This window comes from Labrenzia sp. VG12 (assembly GCF_002237595.1).
Classification (GTDB): Bacteria; Pseudomonadota; Alphaproteobacteria; order Rhizobiales; family Stappiaceae; genus Roseibium.
The window spans coordinates 2346055-2362822 of sequence record NZ_CP022529.1 but is presented as its reverse complement, the minus strand read 5'-3'; the positions used below and the strand labels follow the sequence as shown (position 1 = coordinate 2362822).

The 16768-nt window shown below is 59.2% G+C and carries 13 protein-coding genes and 1 pseudogene; 10 read left to right on the top strand and 4 right to left on the bottom strand.

The features are described 5' to 3' along the window. Positions 1-66: 66 nt before the first annotated feature. The gene (locus CHH27_RS11060) at positions 67-969 is read right to left on the bottom strand and encodes a pirin family protein (protein WP_094071640.1); all 903 of its coding nucleotides are present in this window, start codon (positions 967-969) and stop codon (positions 67-69) included. 408 nt (positions 970-1377) lie between these two features. Between CHH27_RS11060 and CHH27_RS11055 the strand changes: the two genes are divergently transcribed. From CHH27_RS11055 to CHH27_RS11035, 5 genes are all read left to right on the top strand, one after another. Beyond that, positions 1378-2028, top strand: a complete 651-nt coding sequence (locus CHH27_RS11055; protein WP_094071639.1) for a pyridoxamine 5'-phosphate oxidase family protein — start codon at positions 1378-1380, stop codon at positions 2026-2028. Between the two features lie 150 nt (positions 2029-2178). Further along, positions 2179-3102: an ABC transporter ATP-binding protein gene (locus CHH27_RS11050; protein ID WP_094071638.1), complete on the top strand. Its 924-nt coding sequence runs from the start codon at positions 2179-2181 to the stop codon at positions 3100-3102. Positions 3103-3108: 6 nt separating this feature from the next. Further along, on the top strand, positions 3109-3582 hold the full coding sequence (locus tag CHH27_RS11045; RefSeq protein WP_094071637.1) for a GNAT family N-acetyltransferase: 474 nt from the start codon (positions 3109-3111) through the stop codon (positions 3580-3582). Positions 3583-3596: 14 nt separating this feature from the next. Further along, positions 3597-4358: an ABC transporter permease gene (locus CHH27_RS11040; protein ID WP_094071636.1), complete on the top strand. Its 762-nt coding sequence runs from the start codon at positions 3597-3599 to the stop codon at positions 4356-4358. Positions 4359-4386: 28 nt separating this feature from the next. Beyond that, entirely contained in the window at positions 4387-5283 is an 897-nt protein-coding gene (locus CHH27_RS11035; RefSeq protein WP_094071635.1) for a D-alanyl-D-alanine carboxypeptidase family protein, read from the top strand. Between the two features lie 6 nt (positions 5284-5289). Here the strand turns inward: CHH27_RS11035 and CHH27_RS11030 are convergent, their stop codons facing one another. Beyond that, positions 5290-6447 (bottom strand): GGDEF domain-containing protein, encoded by a 1158-nt coding sequence (locus tag CHH27_RS11030; RefSeq protein WP_094071634.1) that lies wholly within the window; start codon positions 6445-6447, stop codon positions 5290-5292. Positions 6448-6859: 412 nt separating this feature from the next. Between CHH27_RS11030 and CHH27_RS11025 the strand changes: the two genes are divergently transcribed. From CHH27_RS11025 to CHH27_RS11015, 3 genes and pseudogenes are all read left to right on the top strand, one after another. Then, positions 6860-10597 carry a tetratricopeptide repeat protein gene (locus CHH27_RS11025; protein ID WP_094071633.1) on the top strand — a complete coding sequence of 1246 codons (3738 nt, stop codon included), beginning with the start codon at positions 6860-6862 and terminating at the stop codon, positions 10595-10597. A gap of 87 nt (positions 10598-10684) precedes the next feature. Further along, positions 10685-11107 (top strand): annotated as a pseudogene (locus tag CHH27_RS28635) (tetratricopeptide repeat protein); the annotation flags it as partial. 335 nt (positions 11108-11442) lie between these two features. Beyond that, positions 11443-11928 carry a tetratricopeptide repeat protein gene (locus tag CHH27_RS11015; RefSeq protein WP_198338396.1) on the top strand — a complete coding sequence of 162 codons (486 nt, stop codon included), beginning with the start codon at positions 11443-11445 and terminating at the stop codon, positions 11926-11928. A 70-nt stretch (positions 11929-11998) separates the two neighbouring features. Here the strand turns inward: CHH27_RS11015 and ilvC are convergent, their stop codons facing one another. Both ilvC and CHH27_RS11005 read right to left on the bottom strand, forming a co-directional pair. After that, complete coding sequence (ilvC, locus tag CHH27_RS11010) at positions 11999-13018, bottom strand: ketol-acid reductoisomerase (RefSeq protein WP_094071630.1); 1020 nt, start codon at positions 13016-13018, stop codon at positions 11999-12001. 98 nt (positions 13019-13116) lie between these two features. Beyond that, positions 13117-13767, bottom strand: a complete 651-nt coding sequence (locus tag CHH27_RS11005; protein WP_094071629.1) for a TetR/AcrR family transcriptional regulator — start codon at positions 13765-13767, stop codon at positions 13117-13119. Positions 13768-14038: 271 nt separating this feature from the next. On the opposite strand from CHH27_RS11005, the gene CHH27_RS11000 reads away from it, so the two are divergent. Further along, complete coding sequence (locus CHH27_RS11000; protein WP_094071628.1) at positions 14039-14479, top strand: L,D-transpeptidase; 441 nt, start codon at positions 14039-14041, stop codon at positions 14477-14479. Between the two features lie 262 nt (positions 14480-14741). Next, on the top strand, positions 14742-16715 hold the full coding sequence (locus CHH27_RS10995) for a bifunctional diguanylate cyclase/phosphodiesterase (protein WP_198338395.1): 1974 nt from the start codon (positions 14742-14744) through the stop codon (positions 16713-16715). The last annotated feature ends 53 nt before the right edge of the window (positions 16716-16768 follow it).

Here is a 16768-nt window from a genome sequence, read left to right as displayed (position 1 = left end):
CTGTCCGGAGCGTTGGCGTGCCGGACAGGCCTAGCCATAGTTCGTCAAAGTTACAAGGCGGCCGCGCTATTTGATGAAAGTCCCGTTTTGCAGTTCGGTCACGGCCTGGATCAGTTCCTGGCGGGTGTTCATGACGATCGGACCGTGCCAGGCGACCGGCTCCTTGATCGGGGCGCCCGACACCAGCAGGAAACGAATGCCGTGGTCGCCTGCCTGAACCACGATCTCGTCGCCTGTGCCGAAAATCACCAGGGTGCGGTTGCCGGTTTCGTCCCGGATCTTCAGTTCTTCGCCACCGAATTCCTTCTCTGTCAGCACGCCGAACGGATCGGATGCGCCTTCAAACGTGCCGGAGCCCTCGAAAACATAGGCAAAGGTCTGCTTGTAGGTGTCGACCTTGAAGCGCTTTTTCTTGCCGGCGGGCACATGGATGTCGAGATATTGCGGGTCGGCGGCAATGCCGTCGACCGGGCCGCTTTTGCCCCAGAAACTGCCGCAGATGATCCGGGCCGAAGATCCGTCATCGTCGACGACAACAGGAATGTCCTTTGCGGTAACGTCCTGATACCGCGGCTCGGTCATTTTCAGGGAGGAAGGCAGGTTGGCCCAGAGCTGAAAGCCGTGCATGCGGCCCTTGTCGTCGCCCTTCGGCATTTCCTGGTGCATGATGCCGCGACCGGCGGTCATCCATTGGACGTCTCCGGCGCCGAGATTGCCGGTGTTTCCCAGGCTGTCGCCATGTTCCACCGTTCCGGCAAGCACATAGGTGATGGTTTCGATGCCCCGGTGCGGGTGCCACGGAAATCCTTTCAGATAGTCTTCCGGGCGGTCATTGCGGAAATCGTCCAGCAAAAGGAAAGGGTCCAGCATTTCCGGGTCCTGGAAACCGAAGACCCGGTCAAGCCGGACACCGGCGCCTTCCAGCGTCGGTTGGGTGGAGCCGATATGGGTGACGGGGCGAATGGACATGGTTTTTCCTTCAGCGGATTTCCGTTTGATCCTGAAGATAGAGGTGTTTCAGTGGAAACCCAGCGTGGCGCGAAAGACGCAGTGTTCAAGCTTGGGAAACAATGGTGCCGTCCTGATTGGGTTTGCTCCAGCGCTGGGCTGTGGCCGGTCACCCCTTGCGACGGGCAATTGAAGCGAGGGGGGCTGCGTCCACGCTGGGAACCCGCAGGCGAAGCTGATCCGGACCGTAGAAATGAAGCTGTTGTCTTGTGTTGAGGTGCGTACCTCAGTATGTTGTCATTCCATGATCCGACAGGGCAGGAGCGCATCGCAGACGCTTCGGCAGCCGATGGGGTGCAAGCTCAGGACCGGCAGAAACGCGCTGCAAGAGATTTACAATCCGCCGCTGGATCAAAGAAGGGGGACGCCATGGTGGGTTCAAAGCTCGACCCGGACTGTGTCATTCAGGATGAAGCCGCTCTTCGAGGTCTTTATCCTGCAACACATGACCTTGCGATCAAAAAGTGCCAGGCATCGATCGACAAACATGCGCGGGCGTTTATCAGCCGTTCGCCATTCGTGTGTCTTGGCACGCAAAACCGGTCAGGCAAGGCCGACGTCAGCCCGCGCGGCGACAAGCCAGGTTTCGTAAAGGTGCTCGACCGGGACACGTTGGCAATCCCGGACCGGCCCGGCAACAACCGGCTCGACAGTCTGAGCAACATTCTCGACAACCCGTCTGTCGGTCTTCTGTTTCTCATTCCCGGATTTGACGACACGTTGCGGGTCAATGGCAGGGCCAGACTGGTGACGGATCCGTGGCTCCTGGAGAGCCTTGGCGTCAACGGGCGCAATCCGGCACTTGCCATCGTGGTCGAGGTGGAAACGGTGTTCATGCATTGCGCCAAGGCGTTCCGTCGCTCCCGCCTATGGGATCCGGACCAGTTCCAGAACAGGGAGGAGATGCCGTCCCTGATTGAGATCATCCATGAGCAGTCGACCGGGCAACCGGGCGACGCGGACGAGATGAAGAAGCTCGAGGCGGCGCTGGAAGAAAGTTACAAGCGCAGCCTTTACTAGCTGCGTGTCGGCGGTACCTGAAAACAGGCGGATTTTGGTGTGGGAGACTGCAGCGACCTGTCTTGCATCTTGCGACTGAACCGCCCACATGCGAGTGTGCCCGCCTGTTTGGCCAATCGGTCAAAATCCTTTTTCTAACCGGTTTGAACCATGTCTTCGATTTTGTCCGTTCGTGATCTTGAAAAGACCTATGACGGTGGCTTTCAGGCACTCAAATCTGTGTCCCTGGACATCGAGAAAGGCGAAGTGTTTGCGCTTCTCGGTCCCAATGGTGCCGGCAAGACAACCCTGATCAGCACGATCTGCGGGCTTGTGAAGCCAACGTCCGGCAGCATTACGGTCGGTGGCCATGACGCGCTGAAGGACTATCGGGCCGCGCGCCAGCTGATCGGTCTCGTGCCGCAGGAAATGCCGACGGCGCCTTTCGAAATGGTCGGCGATACCGTCGCCTTCAGTCGCGGCCTGTTCGGCCTTCCACCCAATCGGGACCTGGTTGAAACGATCCTGAAGGACCTGACGCTCTGGGACAAGCGCGACAATCCGATCATGGCTCTGTCCGGCGGCATGAAACGCAGGCTGCTGGTCGCCAAGGCGCTGGCGCACGAACCCCAGATCCTGTTTCTGGACGAGCCGACCGCCGGTGTCGACGTGGAGCTGCGACATGACATGTGGCGCATTGTCGAGGAGCTGAAGGCCAAGGGCGTCACCATCATCCTGACGACCCATTACATCGAGGAAGCCGAGGAAATGGCCGACAGGGTCGGCGTCATCAACAAGGGTGAAATCATTCTGGTGGAGGACAAGGCGGAACTGATGCGCAAGCTCGGTCGCAAGCTCCTGACACTCAGCCTGAACGAACCGATCACCGTGATCCCCGACGCGCTTTCGCACTATGATCTGCGCCTGGAAGACGACGGGCACAGTCTGGTCTATACCTATGACAGCCAGGCGGACAGAACGGGTATCACCGCGTTGCTGACGGATCTTGCCAAGTCTGGCGTGCGCTTCCAGGACCTGCAGACGGACCAGTCGTCGCTGGAAGACATTTTCGTGGACCTGGTCAGGCAAGGGTAGGGGCTGATGACGGACGGCTATTCCATTCGCAGGGCGAGACTGGAAGATCGTGATGCACTCACGGATCTGTGCATGCGCTCCAAGCAGTCCAACGGCTATGACGATGCGTTCATGGAGATGTGCGCAGAAGAGCTGCGCGTGCGCGACAGCTGGATCCTCGACAATGATTTCTGGCTGGCGGAAGCGAGCGACGGCAGACCCGTCGGCTGTATCCGGCTTTCGGTGGAAGAGGACGGCGTGACGGGGGAGCTTGAAACCTGTTTCGTCGATCCGGACTGGCAGGGCCGCCAGGTCGGACGCCGCCTGTTCGATACGCTTCACAAGCGGGCAAGGGACCTGAAGCTGGCGACGGTTGCGCTGGATGGAGATCCTTTCGCCGAGCCTTTTTATGCCCGGTTGGGCTTTCAAACGACTGGCCGGGCACCGTCCGGCTCAATTCCCGGGCGCACGTTGCCCCGGATGGAACTGAGACTGGGCTGAGGGCAACGGGGCGGATGAATTTCGAAGCGGTCAAATCCATCTATATCGCGGAAATGGCGCGCACCAGGCGCACCATCATGCAGAGCATCATCTCGCCGGTGATTTCGACGGTGCTCTATTTCGTGGTGTTCGGCGCGGCCATCGGCTCGCGCATCTCCGAAGTCGACGGGGTCAGCTATGGTGCGTTTATCGTGCCCGGCCTGATCATGTTGTCCCTGATGACACAGAGCCTGTCCAACGCGTCCTTCGGCATATATTTTCCGCGTTTCACCGGTACGATCTTCGAGGTGCTGTCGGCCCCGGTTTCCTTCCTGGAAATCACCGTTGCCTATGTGGGCGCTGCGGCGACCAAGTCCGTCCTGGTCGGCCTGATCATCCTGATCACCGCCAACTTCTTCGTGCCGATCGAGATCCAGCATCCCTTCTGGATGGTGACCTTTTTCATGCTGACCGCGATCACCTTTGCGCTGCTCGGCTTCATCATTGGCATCTGGGCCGACAATTTTGAAAAACTGCAATTTGTGCCGCTGTTGATCGTGACACCACTGGCCTTTCTGGGCGGCAGCTTCTATTCCATCAACATGCTGCCGGAGTTCTGGCAAAAGGTCACGCTGATCAATCCTGTGGTCTATCTGATCTCCGGCTTTCGCTGGAGCTTCTATGGACAGGCGGATGTCAGCCTGTGGCTGTCGCTGCTGGCAACAATGATCTTTCTCGGCGGTTCGCTGGCCGTCGTGCACTGGATTTTCAAGACCGGTTACCGCCTGAAACCTTGAGGTCGGCCGGCCAGGAAACGGGTTTGGTATGAGTCGCATCAACGTTCTGAAACGCGCCTTTGTCATTGGTCTTGCCGCGCTGCTGGCGGCTTGTCAGACGGCCCAGGGACCGGCCACCTCCACGGCCCCGGTCCCGGCAACCGCGACACCAGCGGTTCAAACGTCATCGCTTCCAACGCTCAGCTATACCCCGGCCACCGCGGTTGAACGCGGCTTTTCGGCGCTTGTTCTGAATGCCTCGACGGGCGAGGAGCTTTATGCCGTAGAAGCTGACGCACCTCGCTTTCCGGCGTCTCTGACCAAGATGATGACGCTTTACTTGTTGTTCGAGGCCGTCAGTACCGGGCGTTATGCCCTGTCTTCGCCGCTGAAGGTCTCGGCCAAGGCTGCCGCAGAGCCTCCTGCCAAGATCGGTCTGAAAGCCGGCTCGACCATCACGGTGGAACAGGCAGCCCGGGCGCTGGCGGTGAAATCGGCCAATGACGTGGCCCTTGTCGTGGCGGAAAACCTTGCAGGCAGTGAAGCGGCCTTTGCGCGCCAGATGACGTCGAAGGCCCGGGCGCTGGGCCTGTCAAAAACACGCTTCGTCAACGCAACCGGCTTGCCTGATACGTCTCAGGTGACGTCTGCCCGGGACATGGCAAAACTCGGCATGGCCTTGAAAAGCCGGTTTCCGCAATATGGCAGTTACTACCGGGCAAAATCCTTCTCCTACAATGGCCGTTCCTTCCGCGCGACCAACAATCTGATCGGCAAGGTCTCCGGCGTCGACGGTCTGAAGACCGGCTATATCCGCATGTCCGGCTACAATCTGGTCGCGACCGCAAATCGTGGAGGCAAGCGCCTGATCGTGGTCGTGATTGGTGGCCAGAGCGAGGCTGCACGTGACCGGGAAGTCACCCGGCTGATCGAAGCCTATTCCTGAGAAATGTCAGCTGGCTTCGGGCGCGGGATCCGCAAAGGAGACCCGGTTGCGGCCGGCTTTTTTCGACTTGTAGAGCCCCTTGTCGACCGTCTGCAGAATGTCGGTTGAGCCAAGGGCCTTGCCGTCGCCATGGTAGATCCCCGCCGAGGCAGTCAGTTGGAAGTCCTCCGGTGCAAACTCGAAGCGCAGACCTGAAATGCATTCGCGCAGCCGGTTGGCGATCTTGTAGGCATTGTCGCGTGACACGCTCGGCAGCAGGACCGCGAATTCCTCACCGCCGAGCCTGGCAAAACAATCGTTCTGACGAAGCTGGGCCTTCACGGCGGATGTGATCCGGACCAGCGCCTCGTCGCCGGCGAGATGACCATAGCGATCGTTGACTTCCTTGAAATGGTCCAGATCGAAATGGATCAGGCCGAAATCCTCTTCTGGACTACCTTGAAGGATATCCTCCAGCCGCGTCTGAAATTCGCGTCGGTTGAAGGCGCCCGTGAGCGGATCCCGGCGGGCGGCCTCCTTGTGCCCGCGGGCAATCAGCTCAAAGGACAGGGCCAACGAAAATGCACCGGTAAGCGAAACGAACACCAGGGCACTCATCAGATGGATGTCGAGGGTCATGTCGTTGAGCATTCCCGGGCCCTGGGGGCCGCCGGAAAGCAGGCCGTGCACCGTTCGCAACACGCCTTCCGCCCCCATGAAGAAGAACGCCAGGATCAGTCCGACCGGTGACAGCAATCCGCGGAACGGGGCTGTTGCATAAGCTGAGATGGTGAGCACCGCAAGAAGGGTGAAGACCACATTCGACGCGATGTAGGCAAGGGCGTAGTCGGACAGGAGAAAGGCCGTGGATGCCACCAGGAGATAGGCAGAAGCCGGGGCGGCGACATTGCTGATCCGGCTGGGCAGTTGCGCGATCTGGCGAGCGGCATGCCAGTGGCATCCGAAACCAAGCAGCAGGAGTGCATTGGGAAGAAGATAGGCCGCCAGGTCCGGCAGGTGGGCGTCCAGTGCGAAACACAGGAGTGCAAGCGCCAGAAGGGCGTTGGCGGCGGACCAGCTCAGAAAGTGAGCGCGCGGCGAAACCTGAAAGGAGATTGCCAGAAAGGTGATGGCAAAGATCGACAGCAAAAGCACGTTGGCCGAGAAGAGCGTCGATGCATCCATCAAATGGTCTCCGGTCTGGGGTCGAGTGACTTGCGTTTGTTGACGTTACGGCAAAAGGTCTTGCGATCCGGTTAGTGTATGCAGAAAAACTTTCGATAACTGAGGCACTTGAGTGGAAAAATTCATTCAAATGCCTCGGAAATTTTATCCTTGCAGGAATTGCTCCTGTTTGATTTTCGAGGTCTCCTGGGCGATGGCCTGGCATGTCAAAGAGCCGTTAAAAAAACAGGCCGTACCAGTGGAAGTGGCAGGGTGGAGGTTGACGCTTCGGAAGTTGTTTCGCAGGCGCGGCCGCGCTATGAGGAACCTGCAAGAGGCCACTGAATTTGAGTGACAAATGGTGTTTGTTTCAAGCGGGAAACCGGGCTGTCAGTCAGTCGTGGCAAGGTCGTCCCGCTTTGTTGGGTGAAATATGAAATCGATTGGACTTGCAGCTTTTCTCGTCTTTTTCCCGGTGCTGTCCGCGCATGCCGTCTCGGGCAAGGACGGGGGGCGCGAGCTTGGTCGTGGTGAGCTGAGCCTGAGGCAGGGGCTTTCCGCGCCGGGCCATTTTTCCCGCCAGTCTCCTGGAAACATTCCCGATGCGCGGGAACTGGAAAAACTGCTGGCGCGTGAGGCTGCGGAGGATCCGGAGGACCTTTACCGTCTCGGGCTTGCCTATGAGAGTTCGGCGCTCTGGAAGCCGGACTACCAGAAGGCGTTTTCGTATTTCCAGCGGTCCGAAGCGCTGGGCTACCCCTATGCCAAGGCGCAGCTCGGCTACTATTACGAAACTGGTCTTGCAGGCGTTCAGGACTACAAGAAGGCCGTCTCCTATTACCAGGAAGGTGCGGATTTTGGTGACAGCTGGGCAGGGCTCCGGCTGGGATATCTTTACATGGACGGAAACGGCGTCCGCAAAACGGACAGTCAGGCCTATTTCTGGATCGACTGGGCCAGCAAGGGCGGCGTTCCGGAGGCCACCGCCGCTCTCGGCTGGCTGCATGAAAACGGGATCGGTACCGAAATCGATATGGACCGGGCGGCCCGTCTTTACAGGAAGGCAGGCGAAGAAGGCGCTGCGAACGCCTGGGTTCTTCTTGGGCTGCTGCATGAACATGGTGAGCTTGGGCAAAGGGAGCCGGCGAAGGCCGCCGAGCTTTACCGGAAGGCTGCCGAGCAGGGCAATGCCATGGGCAAGCACCATCTCGGCACGATGTACTACTGGGGGCTGGGCGTTGAAGAAGACCGCACGCAAGCGGTGTCCCTGTTCAGGGAAGCCGGCGAAGAGGGCTACGCCAGGGCTCATATTTCGCTGGGTCTTGCCTATGAACGAGGCGCAGGCGTCGATCAGGATTTTGCCAATGCCGCAGACCAGTACCGGCAGGCTCTGGAAGAGGAGCGCTATCCGCGTGCACTTGCCTATCTGGCCTGGCTCTATCAGGAAGGTAAAGGCGTCACGCAGGACCTGACAGAGGCCAGGGCCCTTTACGAAGAAGCGGCTGGCGAAGGCGATCTGTTTGCAAAAACGGAGCTTGGTCTGGCCTATGTAAACGGCTCTGAGATGACCGGGCGTGATGTGGATGCCGGGCGCAGGCTGTTAAGGGAGGCGGCCGAAAAAGACCATTCGCCGGCGATCCTCGCGCTGGCTGACATGTATGAAAGAGGCGTTGGTGTTGCAGCGGACGCCGTTGAAGCGATCCGATGGTATGAAAGGGGCGTTGCCCTTGGTGAACCGGAGGCAATGAGTTCGCTCGGCGATTTTTACGAGAACGGCAATGAGGTCGAGCAGGATTTCAGTCGCGCATTCGAGCTCTACCAGAAGGCTCTCGACGGTGGCTATCAGCGCGCCCTTATCGACCTCGGCGTTCTTTATACCAACGATGCCTGGTCGGGCCGTGACTACGACAAGGCGCGTGACTATCTGGAGAAGGCGCACGGCGCGGAAGTTGACGTCGCCGCGATGATCCTGGGGAAGGCCTATTTTGAAGGCGAATGGCTTGACGAGGATCTGACGCGCGCGCGCAGCTATCTGCAGGAAGCATCGGAAAGCGGGTACTGGCTCGCATCGTCCTATCTCGGTTACCTGGAAGAAGAAGGACTTGGCGGTCCGCAGGACATGGAAAGCGCTCTGCGCCACTATGAGGCGGCTGCCAGCGGCGACAATCTTTTTGCGGCACGACGGCTCATGGTGATTTTTTCCGCGAGTGACGCCACTTCAAAGAACGAGGCCAAGGCGCTGAAATGGCAGATCCGGGCAGGAGAACTGGGCGATGCCGCAGCTGCCTTTGCGGCGGCAGAACGTCTTTACGACGATCCGCTTCACCGGGATCTCGGCAAGGCGTCCGAGCTTTACCGGATTGCCGCTGACGACGGCAATCTGGACGCCTCGGTCAAATGGGCTCGGATGCAGATCCTGGGGGAGGTGCCGGGGGCAGACTATTTTGCCGGTATCTATGAACTCAGTGAACAGGCAAAGGAGAAACCGCTCTCTTTGCTCGGGGCCTTCTCCTGGATGAAAGGTCAGGCCGAAGAAACTGCATATTATTCGCACCAGGCGAAAGAGCGAGACCTGTTTCTGGGCCTCGCGCATCTTTACGGCATCGTCCTGCCGCAGGATTTTGAGCAGGCGGAATCCTATCTGAGGAAGGTGGTTGAGGCGAAACACCATCCGGATGTGGCGCCCTTTGCACTGGCGCAAGTGCCGATCGAAAGGGGAGACAGTCTGCCAGTGGTGCAAGGCGAGATTTATCCGCTCCTGGAAAGATCCGCCGATCGTGGGATCCTCGCGGCACAGCTGCAGCTCGCGCAGAATTTTGACTATGGCTACTTCAGCCAGCCGCATTACGAGAAAGCGGCTTTCTGGTACCGGCTGGCGGCGTCTCATTCAGACCTGGCGGCACGCCGGCTGGCTGAAATCTCGATTTCCAACGATGTTGAGGGCACCGACCCGCAAACAGCATTGGGTATGCTTGAATCCATGACGGAAGCAGGTGATGCCAAGGCGGCCTTCAGCCTGGCAACGGCCTTGTCCAGGCGTGGAGAGTGGCAAGACCTGCCTCAAGCCGCTCACTATGCGGAAAAGGCGGTTCGATTTGGCGAGGCCGACGCGTATGCCCTGCTTGGCTGGCTCCACCTCAACGGCGGCCTTGAAGATGGCAGCTGGCAAAAGGCGTATTCCTATCTGACGACCGGGGCGGATGCCGGAAACGTTTATTCGATGCATACGCTCGGGGACAGTTTTGCCTGGGGTGTGATTGGTGCCCGGGATCTGAACAAGGCGCGCCGCTGGTTGACGAAAGCAGCAGACGCCGGACTGTCAGACGCCCAGGCGTCTTTGGGCATCTTGCTGACCTCGTCGGCATTTCTGGATGAGGAAGATCTCAAGGAAGGGGTCGAGTGGCTGCAGGCCGCTGCACGCCAAAACGACGCCTATGCCCATTACAGTCTTGGTGTCGCCGCCTTGCGGGGCAGGGGCCTTGAGCGTGATCCGATTGGTGCCAAACACTATTTTCAGATGACCTGGCAGCTGGATTCTGCAGTCGGCAACGTGGCGCTTGGCGACTATCACTATTATGGCGGTGAGGGAAAACCTGACTACACCAAGGCCAGGGAACACTACCTGGTGGCAGCCGGGTACGGCAATCACAATGGCAGGCTCTTTGCCGCCTGGCTGTTTCGGTACGGGATCGGTGTTGAAGCAGACCCGGCGAGGGCAGCGGATCTGCTGCGCACGAACTCGGACGAAGGCGATCTTCCGTCCATGGTCGAGCTGGCCAAACTCTATCGGGATGGTGTCGGGGTCGTCCGGGATCGCGGCAAGGCCCTGGACCTGTTGCGAAAAGCCAGCAGACGAGGGTCTGCTCAGGCCGCAGCCCAGATCGGCTGGATGACATTGAAGGGCCTGGGAGTGGATCAGGATGTCGAAACCGGGCTGAAGGCCATTGAAGAGGCCGCGGCGCAAGAGGTGCCGGACGCTCTTTATCTGCAAGCCAAGGTCCTGGAGGAGGGTGTTCACCTGCCGCAAGATCTCGACCGTGCAATTGTCCTTTATAAACGGGCTGCCGATTACGAGATCTATCCGGCCTTTGAGGCCTTGAGGCGACTGAATATCGACTACCAGGCTCTGGGCAGTGGCACGCCTCTGAAATACAGGATCATGGAGAACTGACATTGGATCACCAGCCCGGGAGCACCGCCCGGCATCTGGTTGCCGGTAAAAGGGACATAGCTGGATGAATGACAAGAGGCAGGTTGGTTGCAGCGGCTGATAGCATATTTCATTGCGGCAGTCCTTCTTGCGGCGGGACTGGTTTTGACCGTTGCCAACAGCCAGCATGCACTGGAGGTCCTGGCGGGCGCCGGGAGTGCCAAGGCTGCGTATCGCCTGGGGGAGTATCACAGCAACTCGCAAAACGAGGAGACCTATGACCTTGACCGGGCGCTTCGTTGGTTCGAGCAGGCGGCCGGATCAGGAGATCTCGAAGCGCTTTATCACGTGGGACAGTTGCACTTTACTGGCAGTGTCAAAAATCACTCCTACGAAGCGGCCTATCTGTCCTTTCTGAAGGGGGCCGAAGCGGGCCATGTCCCCAGCATGCACAGTCTGGCGATGATGTATGGCCTGGGGCTCGGGGTCGAACAGGATCTCCTTGCAGCCGAGCGCTGGTATCAAAAGGTGGTCAATCTGGGGAACGCCGCGACGCAGCTGAACCTGGCTCTGCTGTATTTCAACCACCCTGAAGCATTCGGCGCTGAAAAGGCTGCGTTGGCGGCCAGAGAACTTCAAAAACAGGCCGATTTGGGGGATGCAACTGCAGCCCTCACGCTCGGACAGGCCTTGATCGAGGGCAACGGTGTCGATCAGGACGTCGAAAAAGGCATAGCGCTTTTGTTTGAGGCGGCGGAAACCGAACCGGACGCAGCCTATCTTTTCCTTGGAAGTACCTATCTGCGGGGGCTGGTGGCGCGGCGGACTATGCCAAGGCAATGGAATTTTTTGAAAAATCCGCTGCATTGGGAAATGACGTAGCGACCTATGAACTTGGGCAGATGTGGGAACACGGGCTCGGTGTCGAAAGGGACTATGTCCAAGCAGCTGCCCTCTACCGGGAAGCGATCGAAGGGCGGTATTTCGCGGGCCTGATCGCGCTCGGCACGCTCCATCGCGACGGTAAAGGCGTTGATCAGGACTACGACAAGGCCAATCGTCTTTTCCAAAGGGCCCTGGAAATCGACCTTCCAGGCAGTGCTGCCAGTGTCGGCTGGATGCTGATCCACGGATATGGCGTTTTAAAAGATCAGGAAGCCGGGCTGCGCATGATCCGGGAGGCAGCAGTCGAGGGAGACTATTCCGGCACCTACTACTATGCGGAGCTTCTTCGCGGCGGAGAACTCGTTCCCCGAGACCATGATCGTGCCGTGGAGCTCTACAGGGTCGCGGCAGACAAGGGAAACCAGCATGCCGTCACCGCGCTGAAGCGGCTCGGTCTCGAGCCCTGAGGCCTGCATCAGGAAACAAAAAGGCCGGGCGTTGTCGCCCGGCCTTTCCACTTGGTCGATGGGAACGTGCTTAGTTCTTGGTCTTGTCGACGAGGGCGTTGGACTTGATCCACGGCATCATGCCGCGCAGCTTTTCGCCGACTTCCTCGATCTGGTGACGGTCGTTGAGGCGGCGGGTCGCCTTGAACTTGGCGGCGCCGGCCCGGTATTCCTGCATCCAGTCGGAGGTGAACTTGCCGGTCTGGATGTCGGTCAGGACGCGCTTCATTTCAGCCTTGGTTTCAGCCGTCACGATGCGCGGACCGGTGACATATTCACCCCATTCCGCGGTGTTGGAGATGGAGTAGTTCATGTTGGCGATGCCGCCTTCGTAGATCAGGTCCACGATCAGCTTCACTTCGTGCAGGCACTCGAAATAGGCCATTTCCGGCGCGTAACCGGCTTCGACCAGGGTTTCGAACCCGGCGCGGATCAGCTCGACCAGACCGCCGCACAGAACGGCCTGTTCGCCGAAGAGATCGGTTTCGCACTCTTCCTGGAACGTGGTTTCGATGATGCCGGACCGGCCGCCGCCAACGCCGCAGGCGTAGGAGAGACCAAGGTCAAGGGCGTTGCCGGAAGCGTCCTGGTGAACGGCGACCAGGCACGGCACGCCGCCGCCCTTCTGGTATTCGCCGCGCACGGTGTGGCCCGGGCCCTTCGGCGCGACCATGAGAACATCAACGGATGCCTTCGGCTCGATCAGGCCGAAATGGACGTTGAGGCCGTGGGCAAAGGCGATGGCAGCACCGTCGCGGATGTTGCCGGCAATGTGGTCCTTGTAGATGTCGGCCTGGAGTTCGTCCGGGGTGGCCATCATCATCAGGTCGGCCCAGCCGGCAGCTTCTGCCACGGTCATGACCTTGAAGCCGTCGGCTTCGGCCTTCAGCGCAGTGGTGGACCCGGCGCGCAGCGCAACCGCAATCTCGGTGCAGCCGCTGTCCTTTAGGTTCATGGCATGGGCGCGGCCCTGGGAGCCGTAGCCGATGATGGCGACTTTCTTGGATTTGATCAGGTTGAGATCAGCATCACGATCGTAATAAACGCGCATGGGTTCCTTTCTCCCGTCTGCAGTTCGTTTGTTCAGGCGCCGGGGTTTTTCCCGGTCGTGTTTGTTGAGGTGTTCCCCGGTGGCACCGGCCGGAAGCGTCAGGCTCCGAACAGCCGGTAAAAGCGGTCGACGGCCGTTTCGGCCTGGGATTTCAGATCCTTCTCGGCCGGGCTGGCGGCCTCACCGAGAAGAAGGCGGATATGGACGTCCCGGATCGCCAGGCCATAGAGCACCTGGTAGGCATCCTCGGAATCGTCGAATTTCAGGAGCCCGTGACGGCGGCCGCTGTCGAGCATGGCGCGGGCACGGGTGGAAATCATGTGTTTACCGCGCACCAGCAGAAGCTGGCCGAGACGGTTGGAATTGGTGTTGCTCTGACCGATGGACAGGCGATTCAGCGCCAGCGAACTTTCGGAAAAGAGGACGCCGAGCAGGGCTTCGACAAAGGCGGTGACATGGGCCCGGAACGTCTCGGCATCGGCGGTCGCACCGGTCTCGGACGGAAACTGGACCTGGCTGGCCTGGAAGGCGACAACGGCGGCCAGCAACCCGTCCCGGTCGCCGAACCACTTGTAAAGGCTTTCCTTGGAGCAGCTGGCGGTGCGCGCCAGACCTGCGGTCGTTAGAGCCTTTTCCCCACCTTCGACCAGGAGCGTCAGCGCGTGTTGCAACACCACCTGCTGGCGCGGCGAAAACTCGGGCGCGGCGTCCGGGCGGGAGGTGGCAATGTCAAAGGCGGCTGCGGGCATCTTGGTCTGGTCGCTTGCTTGCGGGGCAGGTGTTTCTCTGGTGAACCGTACGGTACGGTTCGGTTTATGGCAAAGCTCGGGCGGTGGGTCAAGAGAGAATTTGACTCTTTTGCAAATGCTAAATCTCCTAGGGGTAGTTCCAGGTTTTCAGATGTCATCGAGAGTGAAAAGGAGCATTTCAATATTATTTGGTGTCTTGATAAAGTATTTGAAAAGCCGAAATTTGAATATTTGAGGTGAGGTTATTGGAGAGGTTTGAGGGGGTGTTGATATGTCGATTTGTAAACATGTTCTTGTCGCGCCGTTGATGATCGGGGTCTTGCTTGCCAATACTGTGGCAGGCCAGGCCGCGCAAAGGGTGACGGCAACGATCGACCTGTCCGAACAGCGGCTCTATCTTTATGTCGACGGCCGACTGCGTAGCAAATGGGCTGTGTCGACGGCACGCAAGGGCTATCGCACACCAACGGGCAGCTGGCGCCCGACCCGACTGGAGCGCGACTGGCATTCGCGCAAGTACAACTGGGCCCCGATGCCCTATTCGGTCTTCTTCTACGGTGGTTATGCCATTCACGGCACCACGGACCTTAAACGCCTCGGCCGCCCAGCTTCGCACGGCTGCATCCGCCTGCATCCAAAACACGCAGCGCACCTGTTCAACCTGGTCCGCCAGGTGGGACGCCGCAATGCCCGGGTCATCATCCGGAAGTAGCGGGTGCCAATTCGCAGATCCAGTTCAAGACGGGTGATCCCGTGTTCCGGGGGCGCGTGTATCTACTTTGTTTAAGGTAATGCAATGGCTGCATGATCAGCCGCTGGAATGAGAAGTCTGAAATAATACTTATGTAAAAAATGACAATTATTCAGATTATTGAAATATTAGCTCGCCGGTGTTGAGATTCGGACTTCAAAACGGTCCGGGTGTCCTTATGTTCGAAAAGTCAGGGAATACGCGTATCTGGCTAAATCTGACGATGTTGTTCGCCTTTATTGCGGTCATGCTCATCGTTGGTAAACTTGTAATAGCCCGCGCCGTTGATGACGTGATCGAAGCCAATGCGGAGCGCAAGGCGGGCGCCTGGGCAAGCTATCTCGCAAAATCGGTTCCGGAGCTGCAGGACCTGATCCGCTCGGGCGTGCCGAGTGCTGAGCAAACCGCTGTCATCGATAAGGCGGTCCAGGTGGCCGATGTCTTTCGCTTCAAGCTCTTCGACGAAGAGGCCCGCGTTGTTCTGATCTCCGACGAACTGGACAGGCCCCTGGAAGCCGGGGCGAAGACCGATCACAACGGTAACGCCCTGACTGTGCTGACAACGGGCAACCCCGTCATCGATTTGCAGGATGGCCGGCAAAAGGACAACAGGCCGGATCTCTATGTCGAAGCCTATGTGCCGATTGTCTCGGCAGCAGGTCAGCCCATCGGCGTGGTCGAGGTCTATCTGGATCAGACCCCGGTCGCGGCCCTGTTCGAACGGAACTATCTCTATCTGGTCGGGGCGCTTGGGCTTGTTGTTCTTGCCAGTTTCGGCGTGCCCTTCGTCGCCTATGTCCTGAAGATGCGGCAGCAGGTCAGAACCGGCGAGAAAGTCCGGCTGCTGTCATCTCGCGACCAGCTAACAGGGCTGCATAACCGGGCAACCTTTTTCCATAAGGTGAAGGACGCGCTCGAAGCCGGCGACCTGGATCTTGGCAAGGCCGCCGTCATCTTCATCGATCTCGACAAGTTCAAGACCATCAATGACACGTTCGGCCACAAGGCGGGGGACGAGTTCCTGCGTCACGTCGGGAATGCGATTTCCCGCAGCCTGACGCCGGATGATCTGGCGGGGCGTCTCGGTGGAGACGAGTTCATCATCATCTCCGGCAAGCGGGACATGCCGGCTGTCGAGCGTCTGATCGAGGATCTGAGAGAAGCGGTGAGCGAACCCGTCCGTGTCGATGGCATTGCATTGACCGGTCATCTGAGCATTGGCGTGCATTTTGACCCGGCTCCCGGGCTCGATCTGAAAGAGCGGATGCACAAGGCGGATATCGCGCTCTATCAGGCGAAATTGATGGGGCGCAACACCTGGGTTCGTTTCACGCCGGATCTGGAGGCAAAGATTGCACGGCGGCAATTTGTCGAGGAATGCATCGTCGCCGGCTTCCCGCAGAACCGGTTCGAAGTTCACTATCAGCCGCTGATCGAGCAGACGACCCTGAAGGTGGTCGGCTTCGAAGCGCTGCTGCGTCTTTCCGATGGCGACGGCAACTACATTCCGCCAGCGGAATTTGTCCCGATTGCCGAAGAGGCCGGCGAAATCGCAGCGATTGGCGCCTGGGTGCTGGAGCAGGCGACGCGGTCCGCGGTCACCTGGCCGGACCACCTGTTTGTCTCCGTCAACCTGTCTGCCCGGCAATTCGAGGAGGGCACTCTTGTCGCGTGCGTGAAGGCCTGTCTGGAACGGTCGGGCCTCGCCCCGGAAAGGCTCGAGCTGGAGGTGACGGAGAACATGCTCATCGAGCAGGAGGACAAGATCATCCACCAGCTCAATGCCCTGAACACGCTGGGGGTCTCCCTGGCGATGGATGATTTTGGAACCGGCTATTCCAGCCTTGGTTATCTCTGGAAGTACAAGTTCAACAAGCTCAAGGTCGACCGGTCCTTCGTCAGCTCCCTGACCGGCACTGACAGCAAGTCGCGCCACGTGCTGGACACCATCATTTCGCTCGGTCACCGCCTCGACATGACCGTCACGATCGAGGGCATCGAGACGGAAGCGCAGGTCGAGGCCCTCAACAGCCTGTCCTGCGATCATTTCCAGGGGTTCTATTACGGCGTTCCAATGCCGGCGCAGGAGCTGGCCCCATTCATCTCGAATACGATTGAAACGGCCAGCCGCAAGGGCGGCGCACACAAGCTGCGTCTTGCCGAAAAGCCGGAAGGCCCAGCCAGGGACGCCGGATAGGTCTTGCGCCAGGGAATTGCGTAGCAAGAGCCTCTACGCCGAAGGGAAAAGGG